13 protein-coding genes are annotated in these 15829 nt (G+C 68.2%); 6 read left to right on the top strand and 7 right to left on the bottom strand.

Annotated features, from left to right (window positions below; translation table 11 throughout):
* Nucleotides 1-42 precede the first annotated feature (42 nt).
* Nucleotides 43-954, bottom strand: a complete 912-nt coding sequence (locus DIE08_RS01335; protein ID WP_124900776.1) for an EamA family transporter — start codon at nt 952-954, stop codon at nt 43-45.
* Between the two features lie 346 nt (nt 955-1300).
* Between DIE08_RS01335 and DIE08_RS01325 the strand changes: the two genes are divergently transcribed.
* Together DIE08_RS01325 and DIE08_RS01320 are read left to right on the top strand one after the other, a co-directional pair.
* Complete coding sequence (locus tag DIE08_RS01325; RefSeq protein ID WP_124900775.1) at nt 1301-2974, top strand: phospholipase C; 1674 nt, start codon at nt 1301-1303, stop codon at nt 2972-2974.
* A gap of 101 nt (nt 2975-3075) precedes the next feature.
* Complete coding sequence (locus DIE08_RS01320) at nt 3076-4494, top strand: cytochrome-c peroxidase (RefSeq protein ID WP_124900774.1); 1419 nt, start codon at nt 3076-3078, stop codon at nt 4492-4494.
* Nucleotides 4495-4518: 24 nt separating this feature from the next.
* Here DIE08_RS01320 and DIE08_RS01315 read toward each other — a convergent pair whose 3' ends face one another.
* From DIE08_RS01315 to DIE08_RS01300, 4 genes are all read right to left on the bottom strand, one after another.
* Entirely contained in the window at nt 4519-5250 is a 732-nt protein-coding gene (locus DIE08_RS01315) for a class I SAM-dependent methyltransferase (RefSeq protein WP_124900773.1), read from the bottom strand.
* 225 nt (nt 5251-5475) lie between these two features.
* On the bottom strand, nt 5476-6810 hold the full coding sequence (locus DIE08_RS01310) for a chloride channel protein (RefSeq protein WP_124900772.1): 1335 nt from the start codon (nt 6808-6810) through the stop codon (nt 5476-5478).
* Between the two features lie 178 nt (nt 6811-6988).
* Nucleotides 6989-8230, bottom strand: a complete 1242-nt coding sequence (codA, locus tag DIE08_RS01305) for a cytosine deaminase (protein ID WP_124623906.1) — start codon at nt 8228-8230, stop codon at nt 6989-6991.
* 71 nt (nt 8231-8301) lie between these two features.
* Complete coding sequence (locus DIE08_RS01300) at nt 8302-8766, bottom strand: VOC family protein (RefSeq protein WP_124900771.1); 465 nt, start codon at nt 8764-8766, stop codon at nt 8302-8304.
* Between the two features lie 309 nt (nt 8767-9075).
* Between DIE08_RS01300 and DIE08_RS01295 the strand changes: the two genes are divergently transcribed.
* Together DIE08_RS01295 and DIE08_RS01290 are read left to right on the top strand one after the other, a co-directional pair.
* Nucleotides 9076-10218 (top strand): porin, encoded by a 1143-nt coding sequence (locus DIE08_RS01295; protein WP_059599412.1) that lies wholly within the window; start codon nt 9076-9078, stop codon nt 10216-10218.
* Nucleotides 10219-10440: 222 nt separating this feature from the next.
* Nucleotides 10441-10743 carry a DUF4148 domain-containing protein gene (locus DIE08_RS01290; protein WP_124900770.1) on the top strand — a complete coding sequence of 101 codons (303 nt, stop codon included), beginning with the start codon at nt 10441-10443 and terminating at the stop codon, nt 10741-10743.
* A gap of 140 nt (nt 10744-10883) precedes the next feature.
* On the opposite strand, the gene DIE08_RS01285 is transcribed toward DIE08_RS01290, so the two are convergent.
* On the bottom strand, nt 10884-11831 hold the full coding sequence (locus DIE08_RS01285) for a LysR family transcriptional regulator (RefSeq protein ID WP_059599411.1): 948 nt from the start codon (nt 11829-11831) through the stop codon (nt 10884-10886).
* A gap of 191 nt (nt 11832-12022) precedes the next feature.
* Here DIE08_RS01285 and DIE08_RS01280 point away from each other — a divergent pair, with 191 nt between their 5' ends.
* Together DIE08_RS01280 and DIE08_RS01275 are read left to right on the top strand one after the other, a co-directional pair.
* On the top strand, nt 12023-14206 hold the full coding sequence (locus DIE08_RS01280) for an FUSC family protein (protein WP_124900769.1): 2184 nt from the start codon (nt 12023-12025) through the stop codon (nt 14204-14206).
* 157 nt (nt 14207-14363) lie between these two features.
* Complete coding sequence (locus tag DIE08_RS01275) at nt 14364-14576, top strand: hypothetical protein (RefSeq protein ID WP_059599409.1); 213 nt, start codon at nt 14364-14366, stop codon at nt 14574-14576.
* Between the two features lie 129 nt (nt 14577-14705).
* Here the strand turns inward: DIE08_RS01275 and DIE08_RS01270 are convergent, their stop codons facing one another.
* A complete protein-coding gene (locus DIE08_RS01270) occupies nt 14706-15815 on the bottom strand; it encodes a P1 family peptidase (RefSeq protein WP_124900768.1) in 1110 nt (369 codons plus the stop codon).
* Nucleotides 15816-15829 lie beyond the last annotated feature (14 nt).

Below are 15829 nucleotides of genomic sequence, written 5' to 3'. Positions count from 1 at the left end.
ATTGCGCGACCGCCCGGGCGACGCAATGCTCGGCTGCCGCGCTCAGCGCACCGCCTCGAACGCGCTGATCAGCAGCGCGCCGCCCGCGATCACCATGCATCCGGCCGCGCGACGCGGCGTCAGCCGCTCGCCGAGATACACGCGGGCAATCAACGCCGCGAACACCACGCTCGTTTCGCGCAGCGCCGACACCGGGCCCATCGGTGCGCGATCCATCGCCCAGATCACGATGCCGTACGCAAGCGCCGCGAACACGCCACCGCATGCGGCCTTCGCCGTTTCGCCGACATCCTGCGCGAGCCGCAGCGGCCCCGCGCGCAGCCGGTAGTACACGGCCATCAGCAACGCGGTCAGCACGAACATCCACGCCGTATAACCGACCGTGCTGCCGCTTTCCCGCACGCCGATCCCGTCGACCACGCTGTACGCGGCGATCGATACGCCGGTGGCGAACGCGGTCGGCAACACCTGCGTCATCCGGTGCCGCGCGCCGCGGCCTCGCTCCAGCCCGATCGCCAAGATGCCCGCGCAGATCAGCACGAGCCCGCATTGCGCGCCCGCGTTCAGGTGCTCGCCCGCGAACACCGCCGCGCCCAGCGTGACGAGCAGCGGCGCGGTCCCGCGCGCGACCGGGTACGCGACGGTGAGGTCGCCGTGCTCGTAAGCCCGCACCAGCAGCAGCGTATAGACGACGTGGATCACCGCCGACGCGACGACGCAGGCCCAGCTCGCGGGCGTGATCGGGGCGGCGGCCGGCAGGAGCAGCAGCGCGAACAGCCCGATCGCGATCTGCAGCACCGTGGCCGAGCGCAGCCGGTCGCCGCTGCTGCGCACGAGCGCATTCCAGGACGCATGCAGGAAGGCGGCACACAGGACGGCAAACAGAACGGGGATCGGCACGCTGAATACTCGCTGACGGCCGGCAACGCGAAATCGTCGCCGCGGGCCAACCATCGTATGAATCCGTCACGCGATTGTCAAAAAAGCGCGCGGCCCGGCATCCCGGACGAACCGGCCCGCCGTGCGCCGTCGCCCGCCCGGCGCGACATCCGCGGCAGTGACGGCGCCGATCGCCGACTATGTCGCCCAGGTTGCATCCGCTCCGTCCCTTTCTGCTTTCTTTCGCGCCGCCTCGCGCCGTAATGAAATCGATACCAAGGCGCAACCGTCGCGAAACCGTTCCGCCCCCATATCTTCATACCAGGCTGTTTCAATGCCGGTGCTCTATCGCGAGCGCCGCGCCGAACCGACATGGCGACGGGCCGCTATCCACCATCGAAAACCTACCTGGAGTTTCCCGATGTTCCGTCAAGCCTTGCTCGTCACCGCGTGCGCCGGCGCGGCGCTTGCGCTGTTCGCCTGCGGCGGCAGCGACGATCCCTCGTCGACGCCCGCCGTGTCGTCGCAGGATGCGCTGCAGACCGCCACGCCGATCAAGCACGTCGTCGTCATCTACGGCGAAAACGTGTCGTTCGACCACTACTTCGGCACCTACCCGAATGCGTCGAACCCGTCCGGCGAACCGGCGTTCACCGCGAAGTCCGGCACGCCGACGATCAACGGGCTGACGGGCACGCTGCTCACCGCGAACCCGAACTTCACGAACACGGCCAACGGCACCGACGCCGCGAACCCGTTCCGCCTCGACCGCACGCAAGCCGCAACCGCCGACCAGAACCACGCGTACACGGCCGAGCAGCAGGCCGAGGACAACGGCCTCGCCGACCTGTTCCCGAAATACACGGGCAAGGGCTCGTCCGGCGGCGCCGGCGCGTTCGGCACGAAGGGCCAGGTGATGGGCTACTTCGACGGCAACACCGTGACCGCGCTGTGGAACTACGCGCAGCGCTTCGCGATGAGCGACAACGCGTATACGACGGTCTACGGCCCGTCGACGCCGGGCGCGCTGAACGTCGTGTCGGGCCAGACCAACGGGATGCAGATCGTCAAGACGTCGAAGCAGCCGTCGACGCTCGCCGCCACGTCGTACTACATCAACGACGGCCAGGGCGGCTTCACGATGATCAACGATGTCGACCCGGGCTACGACGTGTGCTCGAGCACGACCGACCAGGCGATGATGAGCGGCAAGAACATCGGCGACCTGCTGAACGGCGCAAAGATCACGTGGGGCGGCTTCATGGGCGGCTTCAACCTGTCGACGACCAACAGCAACGGCACGACCGGCTGTAGCCGCAGCACCGTCGCCACCGCCGTGAACGCCGCGACGGCCGACTACATCCCGCACCACAACTGGTTCCAGTACTACGCGTCGACCGCGAACCCGCAGCACACGCGGCCGAGCGCGGTCGCGGCGATCGGTTCCAGCTTCGAAACCGACGGCAAGACGGCCGAGCCGGCGAACCACCAGTACGACAGCGACGACTTCTTCGCGGCCGTGAAGGCCGGCAACTTCCCGTCGGTCAGCTTCCTGAAGGCACCGGCCGCGCAGGACGCGCACGCGGGCTATTCGGATCCGCTCGACGAGCAGGCGTTCGTGACGAAGGTCGTCAACTTCCTGCAGCAGCAGCCGGACTGGCAGAACACGGCCGTGATCGTCACCTACGACGACTCGGACGGCTGGTACGACCACGCATACACGGCGCCGACCCATTCGTCGTCCGACGCCGTCGACCAGGTCAACGGCAACGGCGTGTGCGGCTCGGGTGGCACCACCGGCGTGAACGGCGGCACCGTGAACGGCCGCTGCGGCCCGGGTGTGCGCATCCCGCTGATCGTGATCTCGCCGTATGCGAAGCAGAACTACGTCGATCACACGATGATCGACCAGGCATCGGTCGTGCGCTTCATCGAGGACAACTGGCTCGGCGGCCAGCGCATCGGCGGCGGTTCGTTCGATGCCACGGCAGGCGACCTGCGCGGGCTGTTCGACTTCGCGTCGAAGCCGAATACGGCGCCGCTGTATCTCGATCCGACGCAAGGCACCGTGCTGAGCGCGGCGCCGTCGATCTGACCGGCATCGCGTAACCGGTAGCAGCAGGCCGGCGCATCGTGCGCCGGCCGTTTCCATTTGATGCGCCGCTTTCACGCGGTGCCCGACTTTCGACCGACAGCATGACAGCCCGTCCCGCGTTCCCGTCTCCCGACGCATCCGGCGCCGCCGCGCCGCGTTCCCCTGCCCGCGCGGTGCGCCGCGCGGCGTTCGTGCTCGGCGCGGCCGTGCTCGGCTACGGCGCGTTCGCGATCGCGTTTCCGGCCCGCACGCCGGCGGCGATCGGCGAGGTCGTCGCCGACTGGACGGGCGCGAATCCGCATCCGGTCGCGCTGCAGCGCCCGGCCGCGCAGCCGCTGTCCGCGGTCGCGCAGCTCGGGCGTGCACTGTTCGCCGATCCGTCGCTGTCGGCATCCGGCAAGCAGTCGTGCGCGTCGTGCCATAGCCCCGATCATGCGTACGGGCCGCCGAACGGGCTCGACGTGCAGCCGGGCGGCCTCGCGATGACGCAGCAGGGTTACCGCCCGCCGCCGTCGCTGATGTACCTGTATCGTCAGCCGAACTTCAGCATCGGCCCCGATGCGGGCGAAAACGACGCCGCGCCGAGCGTCGCTCAGCAGGCTGCTTCGGCGGCCGGCGTCGTCAAGGCGCAGAAGGTGGCCGGCACGTCGGCCGCGCCGCAGCTCGTGCCGCAGGGCGGGATGTTCTGGGACGGCCGCGCCGATACGCTGCAGCAGCAGGCGTTCGGGCCGCTGCTGAATCCGGTCGAGATGGCGAATGCGAGCATCGACGACGTCGCGCGCAAGCTCGCGCAGTCGTCGCATCGCGCGCAGTTCGAGCAACTGTTCGGCCCGCGTGTGTTCTCCAGCCCGCAGCTTGTGGTGTCGGAGGCGATGTTCGCGATCGCGCGCTATCAGGTCGAGGATGCGTCGTTCCATCCGTACGACAGCAAGTACGACCGCTGGCTCGAAGGCCGTGCACGCTTGACGCAGGCCGAATTGCGCGGGCTGCGGCTCTTCAACGATCCGGACAAGGCGAATTGCGCGGGCTGCCACCTGTCGAAGCCTGGCAAGGACGGCTTGCCGCCGATGTTTACCGACTACCAGTACGAGGCGCTCGGCGCGCCGCGCAACACGGCGCTCGCGCAGAACCGCAACCCGGCGTTCCACGATCTCGGCGTGTGCGGGCCGTTCCGCGAGGATCTGAAGGACCAGACGCAGTACTGCGCGATGTTCCTCACGCCGACGCTGCGCAACGCGGCGACGCGCCACGTGTTCTTCCACAACGGCGTGTTCCACACGCTCGATCAGGTGATGGCGTTCTACAACGAGCGCAGCATCTCGCCGCAGAAGTTCTATTCTCGCGGCGCGGACGGCAAGGTCGACGAATATGACGACATTCCGCCGAAGTACCGCGCGAACGTCGATGTGACCGATGCGCCGTTCAACCGCAAACCCGGCGACAAGCCCGCGATGACCGCGCAGGACATCAAGGATATCGAAGCGTTTCTCGGCACGCTGACCGACGAGCCGGCACGCTGAGCCTCGGCGATCCGCCGCGCTTCGTCAGCGGCGCGCGCGGATGCAGAGGAAGGCCGGGGCCAGCGACAGCTCCGCATGGAGCCGCTCCGACACGGCCTTCATCGTAGGCAGCGGCGTCGGTTCGACGAATCGCTCGAGCCGCCAGCCGGCGTCCGCGAGCGCGTTCAGGATGTCGGCAAGCGGCCGGCGCCATGCTTCGACATAGGGCTTCGGTTCGCCGAAACCCGACCAGTGAAAGCCGAAACGGCTCGTATCGAAGTACGTGCCGTCCCCGCGCGTACGCTCGTCCATCCAGTCCCGCATCGGATGCGCCATCGAGAACACCAGCGTCGCGCCTGGCCGCGCGACACGCCTGAATTCGCGCAACGTCGGCGCGAGATCGCGCACGTAGTCGAGCGCGAGCGAACACAGGATCGTGTCGAACGCTTGGTCGGGCAGCCAGTCGAGCGGCGCGGCGAGATCGCCCTCGGCGACGTCGACCGCGAGCCCCGCGCAGCGCGCTCTCGCGAGCGCGACCATCTCGGGCGTGATGTCGAACGCATGAACCGTCGCACCGTGGCGCGCGAGGTGCTCGCTGCAGATGCCGGGTCCGCAGCCGGCGTCGAGGACCGTCAGGCCGTCGACGTCGCCGAGCAGCGCCATCGTCGCCGGGCGCTCGTAGAGCGCGTTGTGCGCCTTGGTCGGCGCGATGTCCGCGTACCGTTGCGCGAAGCTCGCATACGCGCGGCGGGCGGATGGTTCGTTCGGATCGGTCATGCGGCATCCGTTGGCGGGAGTCGGAGGCTCGATTCTGCACGATCGTGGTGCTGCTGGCGACGTTCGAGGTGCCGATCATTCCTGAAAGGCTGCGAGCTGACCGCGCCTCGCCACACCGGCGGCGATATGGAAGCGCTGCAGTCCGTGAAGCGGCATCGGCCGGGAACGGCGCCGAGCGCCTGCGCGGAAGCAGGGAAACGGGAGGATCGCGACCGCGCGGGCTGGTTACCGGGCCGCCGTCTCCGGCGTGGCGACGGTTGCGGCGGCAACCATCCGTCGCTCCGCCAGCTGCTGCGCGAACCGGTACGCGACCAGCGAGCCGGCCACGGCCAGCAGCATCGGCACCAGGCTGTCGTGATTCACGCGCGTGAACTCGAGCAGCAGCACGACGGCCGTGATCGGCATCTGCATCGACGCGGCAAGGAACGCGGTCGCGCCGATCAGCGCGCATCCGCCGATCGACGCCCCCGGCCACACGAGACTCCACACCCCACCGAGCACGACGCCCAGCAGCGCGCCGTTCGCAAGGCCCGGCGTGAGAAGCCCGCCCTCGGCACCCGCACGCAGGCTGGCCGCCTCGATCAGCACCTTCAACACGAGCAGCGTCGCTGCGAGGCCGAGCGTCAGCGTGCCGTCGAAACCCAGTGAAGCCGGCCCCTTGCCATTGCCGAGCAGTTGCGGAAACCACATCGCCAGCACGCCGATGACCGCGAAGTTGACCAGCGAGAGCACGGGGAGCAGGCGACCCTTCGGCGCATCCGCCCGCGCGCGGGTCGTGAGCCGCACGAAGCCGTACGCGGCAAAACCAAACAGCGGCCCGCAGACGATCGACCACGCAACCAGCGGCGTGCTCAGCGCGAACGTGGGCACCGTGTACTGATGTTCGTTGCCGAGCCCGATCCATGCGACAGCCGCCGCGATCGCCGACGTGACGACGGCCACCACCAGCGCGCGCAGTTCGAACGTGCCGAGCAACACTTCGAGCACGAACACGGCGCCGCCGAGCGGCACGTTGTAGACGGCCGCGAGGCCGGCGCCCGCGCCGCACGCGACCATCAGCCGGCAATCGGCGGGCGAGAGCCCCGCGCAACGCGCGAGCCGCCCGGCCAGCAGCGAGCCGATCTCGCGCGGCGCGACTTCGCGGCCGAGCGGCGAACCGAGCGCGACGGTGACGATCTGGAGCAGCGCGTGCACCGTCGTGCTGACGAACGGCATCCGCGGATCGGCTGCGCGAACGGCCCGGCGGATGCTGACGAGCGGTTGGCCGAACCGGTAAAGCGCCCACCAGCCGCCGCCCGCGACGAGCCCGCAGACGATGAGCACCGCGAGCCGGCGCAGCGGCTCGGCGTCGGTCACACCCGCGAGAAAGCTCTCGGCCCCGACCAGGTGCGCCAGGCTGTAACCGTAGGCCACATGCTGGATCGCGTGCAGCAGCAGCGCGAGCAGCATCCCGCCGACGCCCGCGCCAACGCCGGTCAGGATCGTGACGGCAGCCATCCGCGCGAACGGGCTGGCCGGCGGCGAAGAAGAAGCGGGAGCGGACGGGAGATCGAGGCGCATGAGGTCGGCGAACGAGGATCGACACGACGGCGCGCACCATGCACGCCGCCGTCAGGACCGCATCGTAGGCTTCGCCCTCTCATGAGACAAACGTATTTTTCTGATCAACTCATGCAATTTGTGAATACATGAGTGACGGCAATCGACGGCTGCACGTGCCGCCAACAACGCGATCGCACTACTCCGGATACGTGACGCGCTCCGGCTCCCGTCGCATGATCACCTTCCCGTGGCGCACCGACAGCGTGGCCTTCGCCTGCCGGCGCACGGCTTCGTAGTCGCTGTCCGCGTCGAGCACGACAAGATTCGCCGGCCGTCCGACCGCGATCCCGTAGCCGTCGCCGAGATGCATTGTCGTCGCGCCGTGATCGGTCACGAAGTCGAGGCAGCGCTGCAGGTCCTGGTAGCCCATCATGTGGCAGATGTGCAGGCCGGCATCGAGGACGCGCAGGATGTTGCCGTTGCCGAGCGGATACCACGGATCCTTGATCGAATCCTGCCCGAAGCACACGTTCAGCCCCGCGCGATCGAGTTCCGCGACGCGCGTGACGCCACGCCGCTTCGGAAACGTATCGAAGCGCCCCTGCAAATGGATGCTCTCGGTCGGGCACGACACGAAGTTCAGGCCCGCGCGCTTGAGCAGCCGGAACAGCTTCGAGCAATACGCGTTGTCGTACGAGCCCATCGCAGTCGTGTGGCTCGCCGTCACGCGCGCGCCCATCCCGCGCACGCGCGCTTCTTCCGCGAGCACTTCCAGAAAGCGCGAATGCGGATCGTCGGTCTCGTCGCAGTGCACGTCGACGAGGCAGCCGGTGCGCTCGGCCAGTTCCATCAGGAACCGGATCGAGCTGACGCCCTGCTCGCGCGTGTTCTCGAAATGCGGAATTCCGCCGACGACGTCCGCGCCAAGCTCGATCGCCTGCTCCATCAGCGCGCGGCCGCCGTCGAACGACTCGATGCCTTCCTGCGGAAACGCGACGATCTGCAGGTCGATCAGCCCGCGCGCTTCGTCCTTCACTTCGAGCATCGCCTTCAACGCGGCCAGCGTCGGATCGGTGACGTCGACATGGGTGCGCACGTGCTGGATGCCGTGATCACGCAGCATGCCGATCGCCGCATGCGCACGCGTCTTCGTATCCGCGTGCGTGATCGTCGCCTTGCGCTCGGACCAGCGCTCGATTCCCTCGAACAGCGTGCCGCTCATGTTCCAGGCGGGCTCGCCGGCCGTGAGCACCGCGTCGAGATGGATGTGCGGTTCGACGAGCGGAGCAATCGCGAGACGGCCGCCCGCATCGACATCGCCGGCACCGACAGCGGCGACCGGCGCGGCTTGCGCGTCGATCCGCGCGATCCTGTCGCCGTCGATGCCGATCGTAAACAGCCCGTCGCGACCGCGCAGGCGTGCATTGAAGAGGTTCATGTGGGTCCAGGCGTCATGCGGCGCGAGCGCCGCGTGGTGGGGAAAACCGGCTCCAGCGATGCGTGCCGCGCTTATTTGAAATCCTCGATCGTCAGGCCGGTGGCCGCGCGCATCTCGTCGTTCGTCACGTCGCGCACGTGCTTGCCGAACGTCCACACATGCCGGCCGGGATCGCGCGCGCGATACATGCGATCGCCGTAGAACTGGTCGGCCGGCGCCTGCAGGATCTCCGCGCCGGCCGCACGCGCGCGCTCGCAGTGCGCGTCGATGTCCGCGTCGTCGGCAAGGTGCACGTGGACGTGCTGCGTGTTGCGGTCGCCGGTGTCTTCCGGTGAGGCGATGAAGTCGGCCCACGCGCCGCCGATCATGACGAGGCCGTCGCCGAACTTCATTTCGGCATGCGCGATGTCGCCTTCCGGCGTGGTGACGACGATCGAGCACTCGAAGCCGAATGCGCGTTCGAGCCATGCCAGCGCGGCTTTCGGGTTGCGGTAGCACAGCGCGGAACTGAACGACGGACGGCGAGGCGTGGTCATCGGGTGTCTCCGGATCTCGGCATTGGTCTGCTCATTCTCCACGCGCGCGGCGCGGCAATCAACTCCCGCGCCAGCGACACGCGTGTTGTCAATGCGCGACACGGCGAACGCGGCCACCCGGCATCTCGCGTCGCGCCGTCGACGAAAACGCACGCCATCCGGCCTCCGCATCGATTTGTGAACGCCGTGTGACGCACTCTTGCGCAACTCGCAACGGTGCGCTCGCGCGCCGGCGGCCGTCATCGCGCGACCCCGCCCCTACACTGGCGCCGAACTTTAGTCACTTGTCCCACACGCAGGAGCAGTTACATGAAGAAAACCCTGATTGCCGCCGCATCCGCCACCGCGCTGTTCGCCCCGCTCGCGCATGCACAGAGCTCGGTCACGCTGTATGGCCTGATCGATGCCGGCATCGCATACACGAACAACGCGGGCGGCGCCTCGCTGTGGCGCATGACCAGCGGCACCGTCAATGGCAGCCGCTTCGGCCTGCGCGGCACGGAAGATCTCGGCGGCGGTCTGAAGGCGCTGTTCGTCCTCGAGAACGGCTACAACGTGAACAACGGCGCGCTCGGCCAGGACGGCAAGCTGTTCGGCCGCCACGCGTATGTCGGCCTGACCAGCAGCGGCTACGGCACGCTGACGCTCGGCCGCCAGTACGACACGATGGTCGACTTCGTCGCGCCGCTGTCCGCGACGTCGGGCGACTTCGGTGATACCGGCTTCGCGCACCCGTTCGACAACGACAACCTGAACCACTCGGTGCGCATCAACAATGCGGTGAAGTACACGAGCGACACGATCGCGGGTTTCAAGGTCGGCGCGCTGTACGGCTTCTCGAATTCGACGAACTTCGCCGGCAACCGCGCATACAGCGTCGCGGCGAGCTACACGAACGGCCCGCTGAAGCTGGCCGGTGCTTACCTGCAGATGAACGGCACGAAGGGCTCGACGAGCGCGAGCCCGGGTGCGACCGACGTGGCCGAAGCGAAGAGCGTGAGCCAGGGCGGCTGGTCGGTGGGCGCGGACCGCATGCGCAGCTACGGCGGCGGCGTCAGCTACGTGTTCGGCCCGGCGACGGTCGGCTTCGTCTACACGCGTTCGCAATACGACAACTCGGGTTCGTTCGGTTCCACCGGCCAGGTCGCGTTCAACAACTACGACGTGAACGTGCGCTATGCGGTGACGCCGGCCGTCAGCCTCGGCGCCGCATACGTGTACACGGACGCCAGCGTGTCGAATCCGGACAGCAAGCACGGCACCGATCCGAAGTGGCACCAGGTCGACCTGCAGGCGGTGTACAAACTGTCGCGCCGCACCGACCTGTATGCGGAAGCGATGTATCAGCATGCGTCGGGCCGCGGCTACCAGGCGTTCATCAACACGTCTGGCGGCGCATCGAGCACCGCGAACCAGATCGTCGGCACGATCGGCATGCGCACGCGCTTCTGAGTTCAGCGCTGCAGGATCGCACGTCGCCCGCCAGCCGCGAACCTGTCTTGACGGACGGGTTCGTGCAGCGCGGGCGACGTGCGTCAGTGTTGTTCCATCTGGAAATCTGCTTGCCTGGAATCGGGGTTTTTGTGCCGGCGCGCGCTGCATAGACTGGCATCAATGGTTCGGATCACACATCGATCGCCGGACCGGCCTCACCCCCGCCTACAGGAGAACATCGTGAAATCGCTCGCCGTCACCGCCGCCGCTGCCGTCCTGCTTGCCGCACCGGCCCTGTCGTTCGCTCAGTCCGCCAAGTCGCCCGTCACGCGCGCACAGGTGCTGCAGGAGCTCTACGACCTCGAATCGGTCGGCTACAACCCGTCGCTCGGCGACGCCGGCAACTATCCGGACGACATCATGGCCGCGCAGGAGCGCCTGGCGGCAAAACGGCTCGCCGAGCACAAGGCCGCGCATACCGCATATGGCCCGGCCGGTGCGGGCGCAACCGAATCGGGCGTCGCCGTCAAGCCCGCGCTGTAAATGCATGACGCCTCGCCGCGCCCGCACGACGCATGTCCTGCGGGCTCGGCGCATATCGCGCAAACCGGTCCGTGACGATGGATGCGGCCGGACAGCGTGCCGTCCGGCGCGCGGCCATCCTTGTCTTTCCGTATTCGCCCTCAGGCGGCCTGCGGTTCCCGCTCGATCGCGTTCAGCATCTCGACGTCGTGCGCGATCATCCCCGGCACCTGTGCACGCAGCATCTCGACCCAGGTGCGTACCTTCGCGTCGACGAAGCGGCGCGACGGATACAGTGCATAGACGTTCATCTTCTGCAGGATGTGACCGGGCAGCACACGCACGAGCGTGCCGTCCTGCAACGCGTCGATCGCCGAGTACAGCGGCAGCATGCCGATCCCGATGCCGTCACGAATCGCGAGCGCAAGCGACTCGGCCGTGTTGGTCTGCACCGGCCCGGCGACATGGATCTGCTCGACGCCCTCGGCACCTTCGAGCACCCATTCGTGGGTCGGAAACGCCGGCGTACAGAGCGTCAGGCACGCATGCGCGCCGAGATCCTGCGGGCGCGCCGGCGCGCCGTGACGCTTCACATACTCGGGTGACGCGCACAGGATGCTGAAGGTCGAGCCAAGCAGGTGCGACACGAGCTCCGAATCGGGCAGCGACGACGCGGTCACGACCGCCATGTCGCTCGTGCCGTCGAACAGGTCGGGCATGCGCTGCGACAGCGACAGCTCGATCGATACGTCCGGAAATTGCGTGTGGTAGCGCGTGAGCGCGGGCATCACGTAGTGATGGCCGACGCTCGCGAAGCTGTGCATGCGCAGCACGCCGGCCGGGCGCTCGTGCGCGCAGCTCGCCTCTTCCTCGGCGCGATCGACGTCGGCGAGGATCTGGCGGCAGCGCCGCAGATAACTTTCGCCGGCCGACGTCAGCGCGAGGCGGCGTGTCGAGCGATTCATCAGACGAGTGCGCAGGCGCGCCTCGAGTTCCGACACCGCGCGCGACATCGCGCCCGTCGTCGAATTCAGCGATTGCGCGGCCGCGGTGAAACTGCCGGTCTCGACGACGCGCGTAAACACCCGCATGTTTTGTAGGGTATCCATACCTGTGAGCCACCTGTAGCGGAGCCGCTATTTTCCTCCAGCAGATGCGACAGATTGTTACGCGCCCTGCAACTATCGTTTCCCTGCAGCTGCGTTAATGCCCGCGCGCCGCACTCCTACAATCGGCGCCTCATCAGTCGAATGGACCCGTCCGGACGCGCCGCGACACCGCACGCGCCCCCTCTTTCTTCATGAAGCCACAACCTGCGAGCGAGCGACCTTCCATCGAACCGGCACGATGGAGAACCTGGCTCGATCCGCTCGGCGGCGCCGCGCGCGACTGGGCCGCAAGCGACGGGCTGATCTGGCTGCACCTCGCCAAGACCGTGCTCGCCGCGCTGCTCGCGATGGGGATCGCGATGCGGCTCGAGATGTCGCAGCCGCGCACGGCGATGACGACCGTGTTCGTGCTGATGCAGCCGCTGTCGGGGATGGTGTTCGCGAAGAGCTTCTACCGCGTGCTCGGCACCGCGGCCGGCCTCGTCGCCGCGCTCGCGCTCGGCGGGCTGTTCGCGCAGCAGCCGGAGCTGTACATGGCCGGCATCACGCTGTGGATCGGCGGCTGCATCGCGCTCGCGGTCCGCAACCGCCATTTCCGCTGGTACGGGTTCGTACTCGCCGGCTACACGGCCGCGCTGATCGGCCTGCCCGCGGTGATGACGCCGCAGACGCTGTTCCAGTCCGCGCTCACGCGCGCCGCGGAAGTCGCGCTCGGCATCGCATGCTCCGGTGCGGTCAGCGCGCTGATTCTTCCGCTCAGTTCCGCGAAGGCGCTGATGCGCTCGCTGACCGCCCGTCATGTGAAGTTCGCGGCATTCGCGGCCGGTGCGCTGTCGGGCGACCTCGCACGCGGCGATTTCGAGCGGCGCTTCGCCGATTTCGTCGACGAGATCGTCGGCTTCGAGGCCAACCGCGCGTTCGCGTCGTTCGAGGATCCGCACATTCGTGCGCGCAGCCGCCGGCTCGCGCGCCTGAACAGCGAGTTCATGAATGCATGCACGCGCCTGCATGCGCTGCACCAGCTCGTCAAACGCTTGCGCGCGAACCGGTCCGACGCAGTGCTCGACGCGCTCGCGCCGCACATCGATGCGCTCGCGCAGCGGGTGACCGCGTTGCGCGACGAGCGGCAGCGCGGGATCGCGTCGACCACCGGCGCGCTGCTCGAACTGCGCCGCTTTCACGGCGCGCTGCCGAAGGCCGCGCGCGCGTCGCGCCGCGAGATCGAGGATCACGCGGCCGGCGGCCTGCTCGACTTCGACACCGCGATCGAGCTGATGTATCGCTTCATCGGCGAGTATCTCGGCTATGCCGACACCAACGCGTCGCTCGACCGCGACGATCACGCGTTCGAACGATCGGTCACGCACTACGCGGTGAAGACCAATTCGTTCTTCGTCGGCTTCACGTTCCTGCGCACGCTCGTCGCCGTCGGCGCGATGAGCGCGTTCTGGATCGCGTCCGAATGGCCGAGCGGCCCGCTCGCCGTCATCGCCACCGCGATTGCGTGCGCGCTGAGCTCGACGTCGCCGCGGGCGCCGAAATTCGTCGCGCAGATGGGCGTCGGCGCGGCGTTCGCGACAGCCGTCGGCTATGTGTTCCTGTGCTACGTCTATCCGAACATCGACGGCTTTCCGCTGCTGTGCGCGACGCTCGCGCCGGTGCTCGGCCTCGGCGCGTTTCTCGCGATGCGTCCGGGCCTGTCCGGCTACGGGATCGGCTTCGCCGTATTCTTCTGCCTGCTCGCGGGCCCGGACAACGCGATCGCGTATACGCCCGAGGTGCTGATCAACAACGGTTTCGCCGTCGTCGTCGCGATGCTCGCGTGCTCGATCGTGTTCGCCGTGGTGTTTCCGACCCACATGCCGTGGCTCACATCGCGTATCGCGCACGACCTGCGCCGCCAGGTCACGCTCGCGTGCGAAGGCACGCGCGACGGCCTCGCGGCACGCTTCCAGTCGAGCACGCACGACCTGATGGCGCAGTTGCGCACGCTGCTCGTCAAGCGCACGCGGCATCATCGCGACGCGCTGCGCTGGATGCTGTCGACGCTCGAAGTCGGCCATGCGGTGATCGACCTGCGCGACGAGCTGCACGGGTTCTGCGAATCGAAACCGCCGCAGACGCAGCGCTGGACCGCATCGATCGATGCGGTGCTACGCGAGCTGCCGCGATTCTTCGACGATCCGACGCCGGCCCACCATGCGCGCACGCTGAAATCGGTGAATCTGGCGATCCGAGCCGCCCAGCACACGCTGCACGCGTGGTACGCGGTGCCCGACGAACGCCATCGCATGCAGCGCATCATCGGCTGCCTGCACTTCATCCGCAGCGCGCTGCTGGACAAGGACGCACCGTTCAATCGCCATCGTCATTGACCGTCGGTGGCGATCGGCGGCGATCAATGCGCGCGCAACGTCATACTTGTTCCGATTGGAAATAAGCTCTGCACCCGCGGTGATTAATCTTTAAGCAGTGCGAGCCTATAGTTTCCTCACTGCCAGCGAAACTGGCACTGACCCAGGAGAAACCCAAATGAAGCCGCTGCACCTCGCCCTCGTTGCCCTGTCGCTCACCGCCGCTGTCGCCCACGCCCAGCCCGCGCCGGCCGACGTCGCGCAGCAACCGGCGAACCGCGCCGAAGCCGTTCAGGCCGCGGGCCGCGCCGATCGTGCGCAATCGAAGCAGGAAGACCCGAACGCATGCGTCGGCCCCGTCAGCTTCTGCAACGTCTACTTCGGCAGCTGAGCATGACGCCGCGTCGCCACGGCCAGGCCCGCCGCGCACGCATCGCATGCGCGCGCGCACGGCACGCCGGCCGATCGCCGCAACGACACTGTCCGCCACGCCGCTTCGATTGAAGCGGCGCATGCCGTTTCAGGCGCCGCGCCCCGGCCGCCACCCCACTTCGCGCAACGCATCCAGCAAACGCGCCTGCCCCAGCCCTTCGACCCGCGCGCCGCGCGATTCGACGTCGCTCCCCGCGACCAGCGCATTCACGATTGCCTCCTCCACCGCCTCCGCCGCCGCGACGAACAGCGCGGAGATGTGGTCGTTGTTCACCATCTTCACGGCCGTCGTCGGCGCGCCCTTGCTGCCGTAGTTCGCGGCCGGCAGCCCGTCGTTGCCCGTCGCGAACGCCAGGAAGATGTCACCGCTCGAATCCTCGGTGCCGCCGCCGACGCGGGCCAGCCCGACGCTCGCCCGCTGCGCGAGGCGCGTGCACTGGTGCGGCAGCAGCGGCGCGTCGGTCGCGATCGTGACGACGATCGAACCCATCCCCGCCTCACCTGGTGCATCGGGTGTGCGAAACGGCGAATGTACGTGCCGCAACACCTCGCCGACCGGATAACCTGCCACGCGCAACATCTCGCGCACGCCGTAGTTCGCCTGCACGAGCGCGCCGACGGTCCAGCCGCCCGCGTCGGCCGCGACCACGCGCGACGCGGTGCCGATGCCGCCCTTGAACTCGTGGCAGATCATCCCGGTGCCGCCCCCCACGCCGCCTTCGGCGACCGGCCCCGACTGCGCGGCGGCCAGCGCGCGCAGCACGTGCGCGGCGCTCACGTGCTGCCCCCAGATGTCGTTGAGCAGGCCGTCGTAGGTTTCCATGACGACCGGCATGCACCAGTACACGCGGCCGGCCGCGGCTTCGCGCTCGTTCGCGACCAGCGCATCGCGCACCGCGCCGACGCTGTGCGTGTTCGTATAGGCGATCGGGGTCGTCAGCAGGCCGGCTTCGCGGATCCATTCGAGCCCGGTCGCGTCGCCGTTGCCGTTCAGCACATGGACGCCCGCGAAGCACGGCGAATCGTGCGCCGCGCCCGCGCGCGGCTCGATGACGGTGACGCCGGTGCGGATCGACGCGTTGCCGTTCTCGACGTTCAGCGTGCAATGTCCGACCCGCACACCCGGTACGTCCGTGATCGCGTTGAAGCGGCCCGGCGTGCCGAGTCCGACGCGGATGCCGAGATCCCTCGTGCGCATGATGCAATTCCTCC

The sequence above is a fragment of the Burkholderia sp. Bp9004 genome (genome assembly GCF_003858025.1).
Taxonomy (GTDB): domain Bacteria; phylum Pseudomonadota; class Gammaproteobacteria; order Burkholderiales; family Burkholderiaceae; genus Burkholderia; species Burkholderia diffusa.
This window is presented reverse-complemented; position numbering and strand designations above follow the sequence as displayed.

What these genes read in the sequence shown, in the direction of transcription:
- DIE08_RS01270 (WP_124900768.1), bottom strand. Translation starts at nt 15,815, where the DNA reads ATGCGCACGAGGGATCTCGGCATCCGCGTCGGACTCGGCACGCCGGGC.
- DIE08_RS01315 (WP_124900773.1), bottom strand. Translation starts at nt 5,250, where the DNA reads ATGACCGATCCGAACGAACCATCCGCCCGCCGCGCGTATGCGAGCTTC.
- DIE08_RS01325 (WP_124900775.1), top strand. Translation starts at nt 1,301, where the DNA reads ATGTTCCGTCAAGCCTTGCTCGTCACCGCGTGCGCCGGCGCGGCGCTT.
- DIE08_RS01335 (WP_124900776.1), bottom strand. Translation starts at nt 954, where the DNA reads ATGGTTGGCCCGCGGCGACGATTTCGCGTTGCCGGCCGTCAGCGAGTA.
- DIE08_RS01295 (WP_059599412.1), top strand. Translation starts at nt 9,076, where the DNA reads ATGAAGAAAACCCTGATTGCCGCCGCATCCGCCACCGCGCTGTTCGCC.
- DIE08_RS01310 (WP_124900772.1), bottom strand. Translation starts at nt 6,810, where the DNA reads ATGCGCCTCGATCTCCCGTCCGCTCCCGCTTCTTCTTCGCCGCCGGCC.
- DIE08_RS01275 (WP_059599409.1), top strand. Translation starts at nt 14,364, where the DNA reads ATGAAGCCGCTGCACCTCGCCCTCGTTGCCCTGTCGCTCACCGCCGCT.
- DIE08_RS01285 (WP_059599411.1), bottom strand. Translation starts at nt 11,831, where the DNA reads ATGGATACCCTACAAAACATGCGGGTGTTTACGCGCGTCGTCGAGACC.
- DIE08_RS01300 (WP_124900771.1), bottom strand. Translation starts at nt 8,766, where the DNA reads ATGACCACGCCTCGCCGTCCGTCGTTCAGTTCCGCGCTGTGCTACCGC.
- DIE08_RS01280 (WP_124900769.1), top strand. Translation starts at nt 12,023, where the DNA reads ATGAAGCCACAACCTGCGAGCGAGCGACCTTCCATCGAACCGGCACGA.
- codA (WP_124623906.1), bottom strand. Translation starts at nt 8,230, where the DNA reads ATGAACCTCTTCAATGCACGCCTGCGCGGTCGCGACGGGCTGTTTACG.
- DIE08_RS01320 (WP_124900774.1), top strand. Translation starts at nt 3,076, where the DNA reads ATGACAGCCCGTCCCGCGTTCCCGTCTCCCGACGCATCCGGCGCCGCC.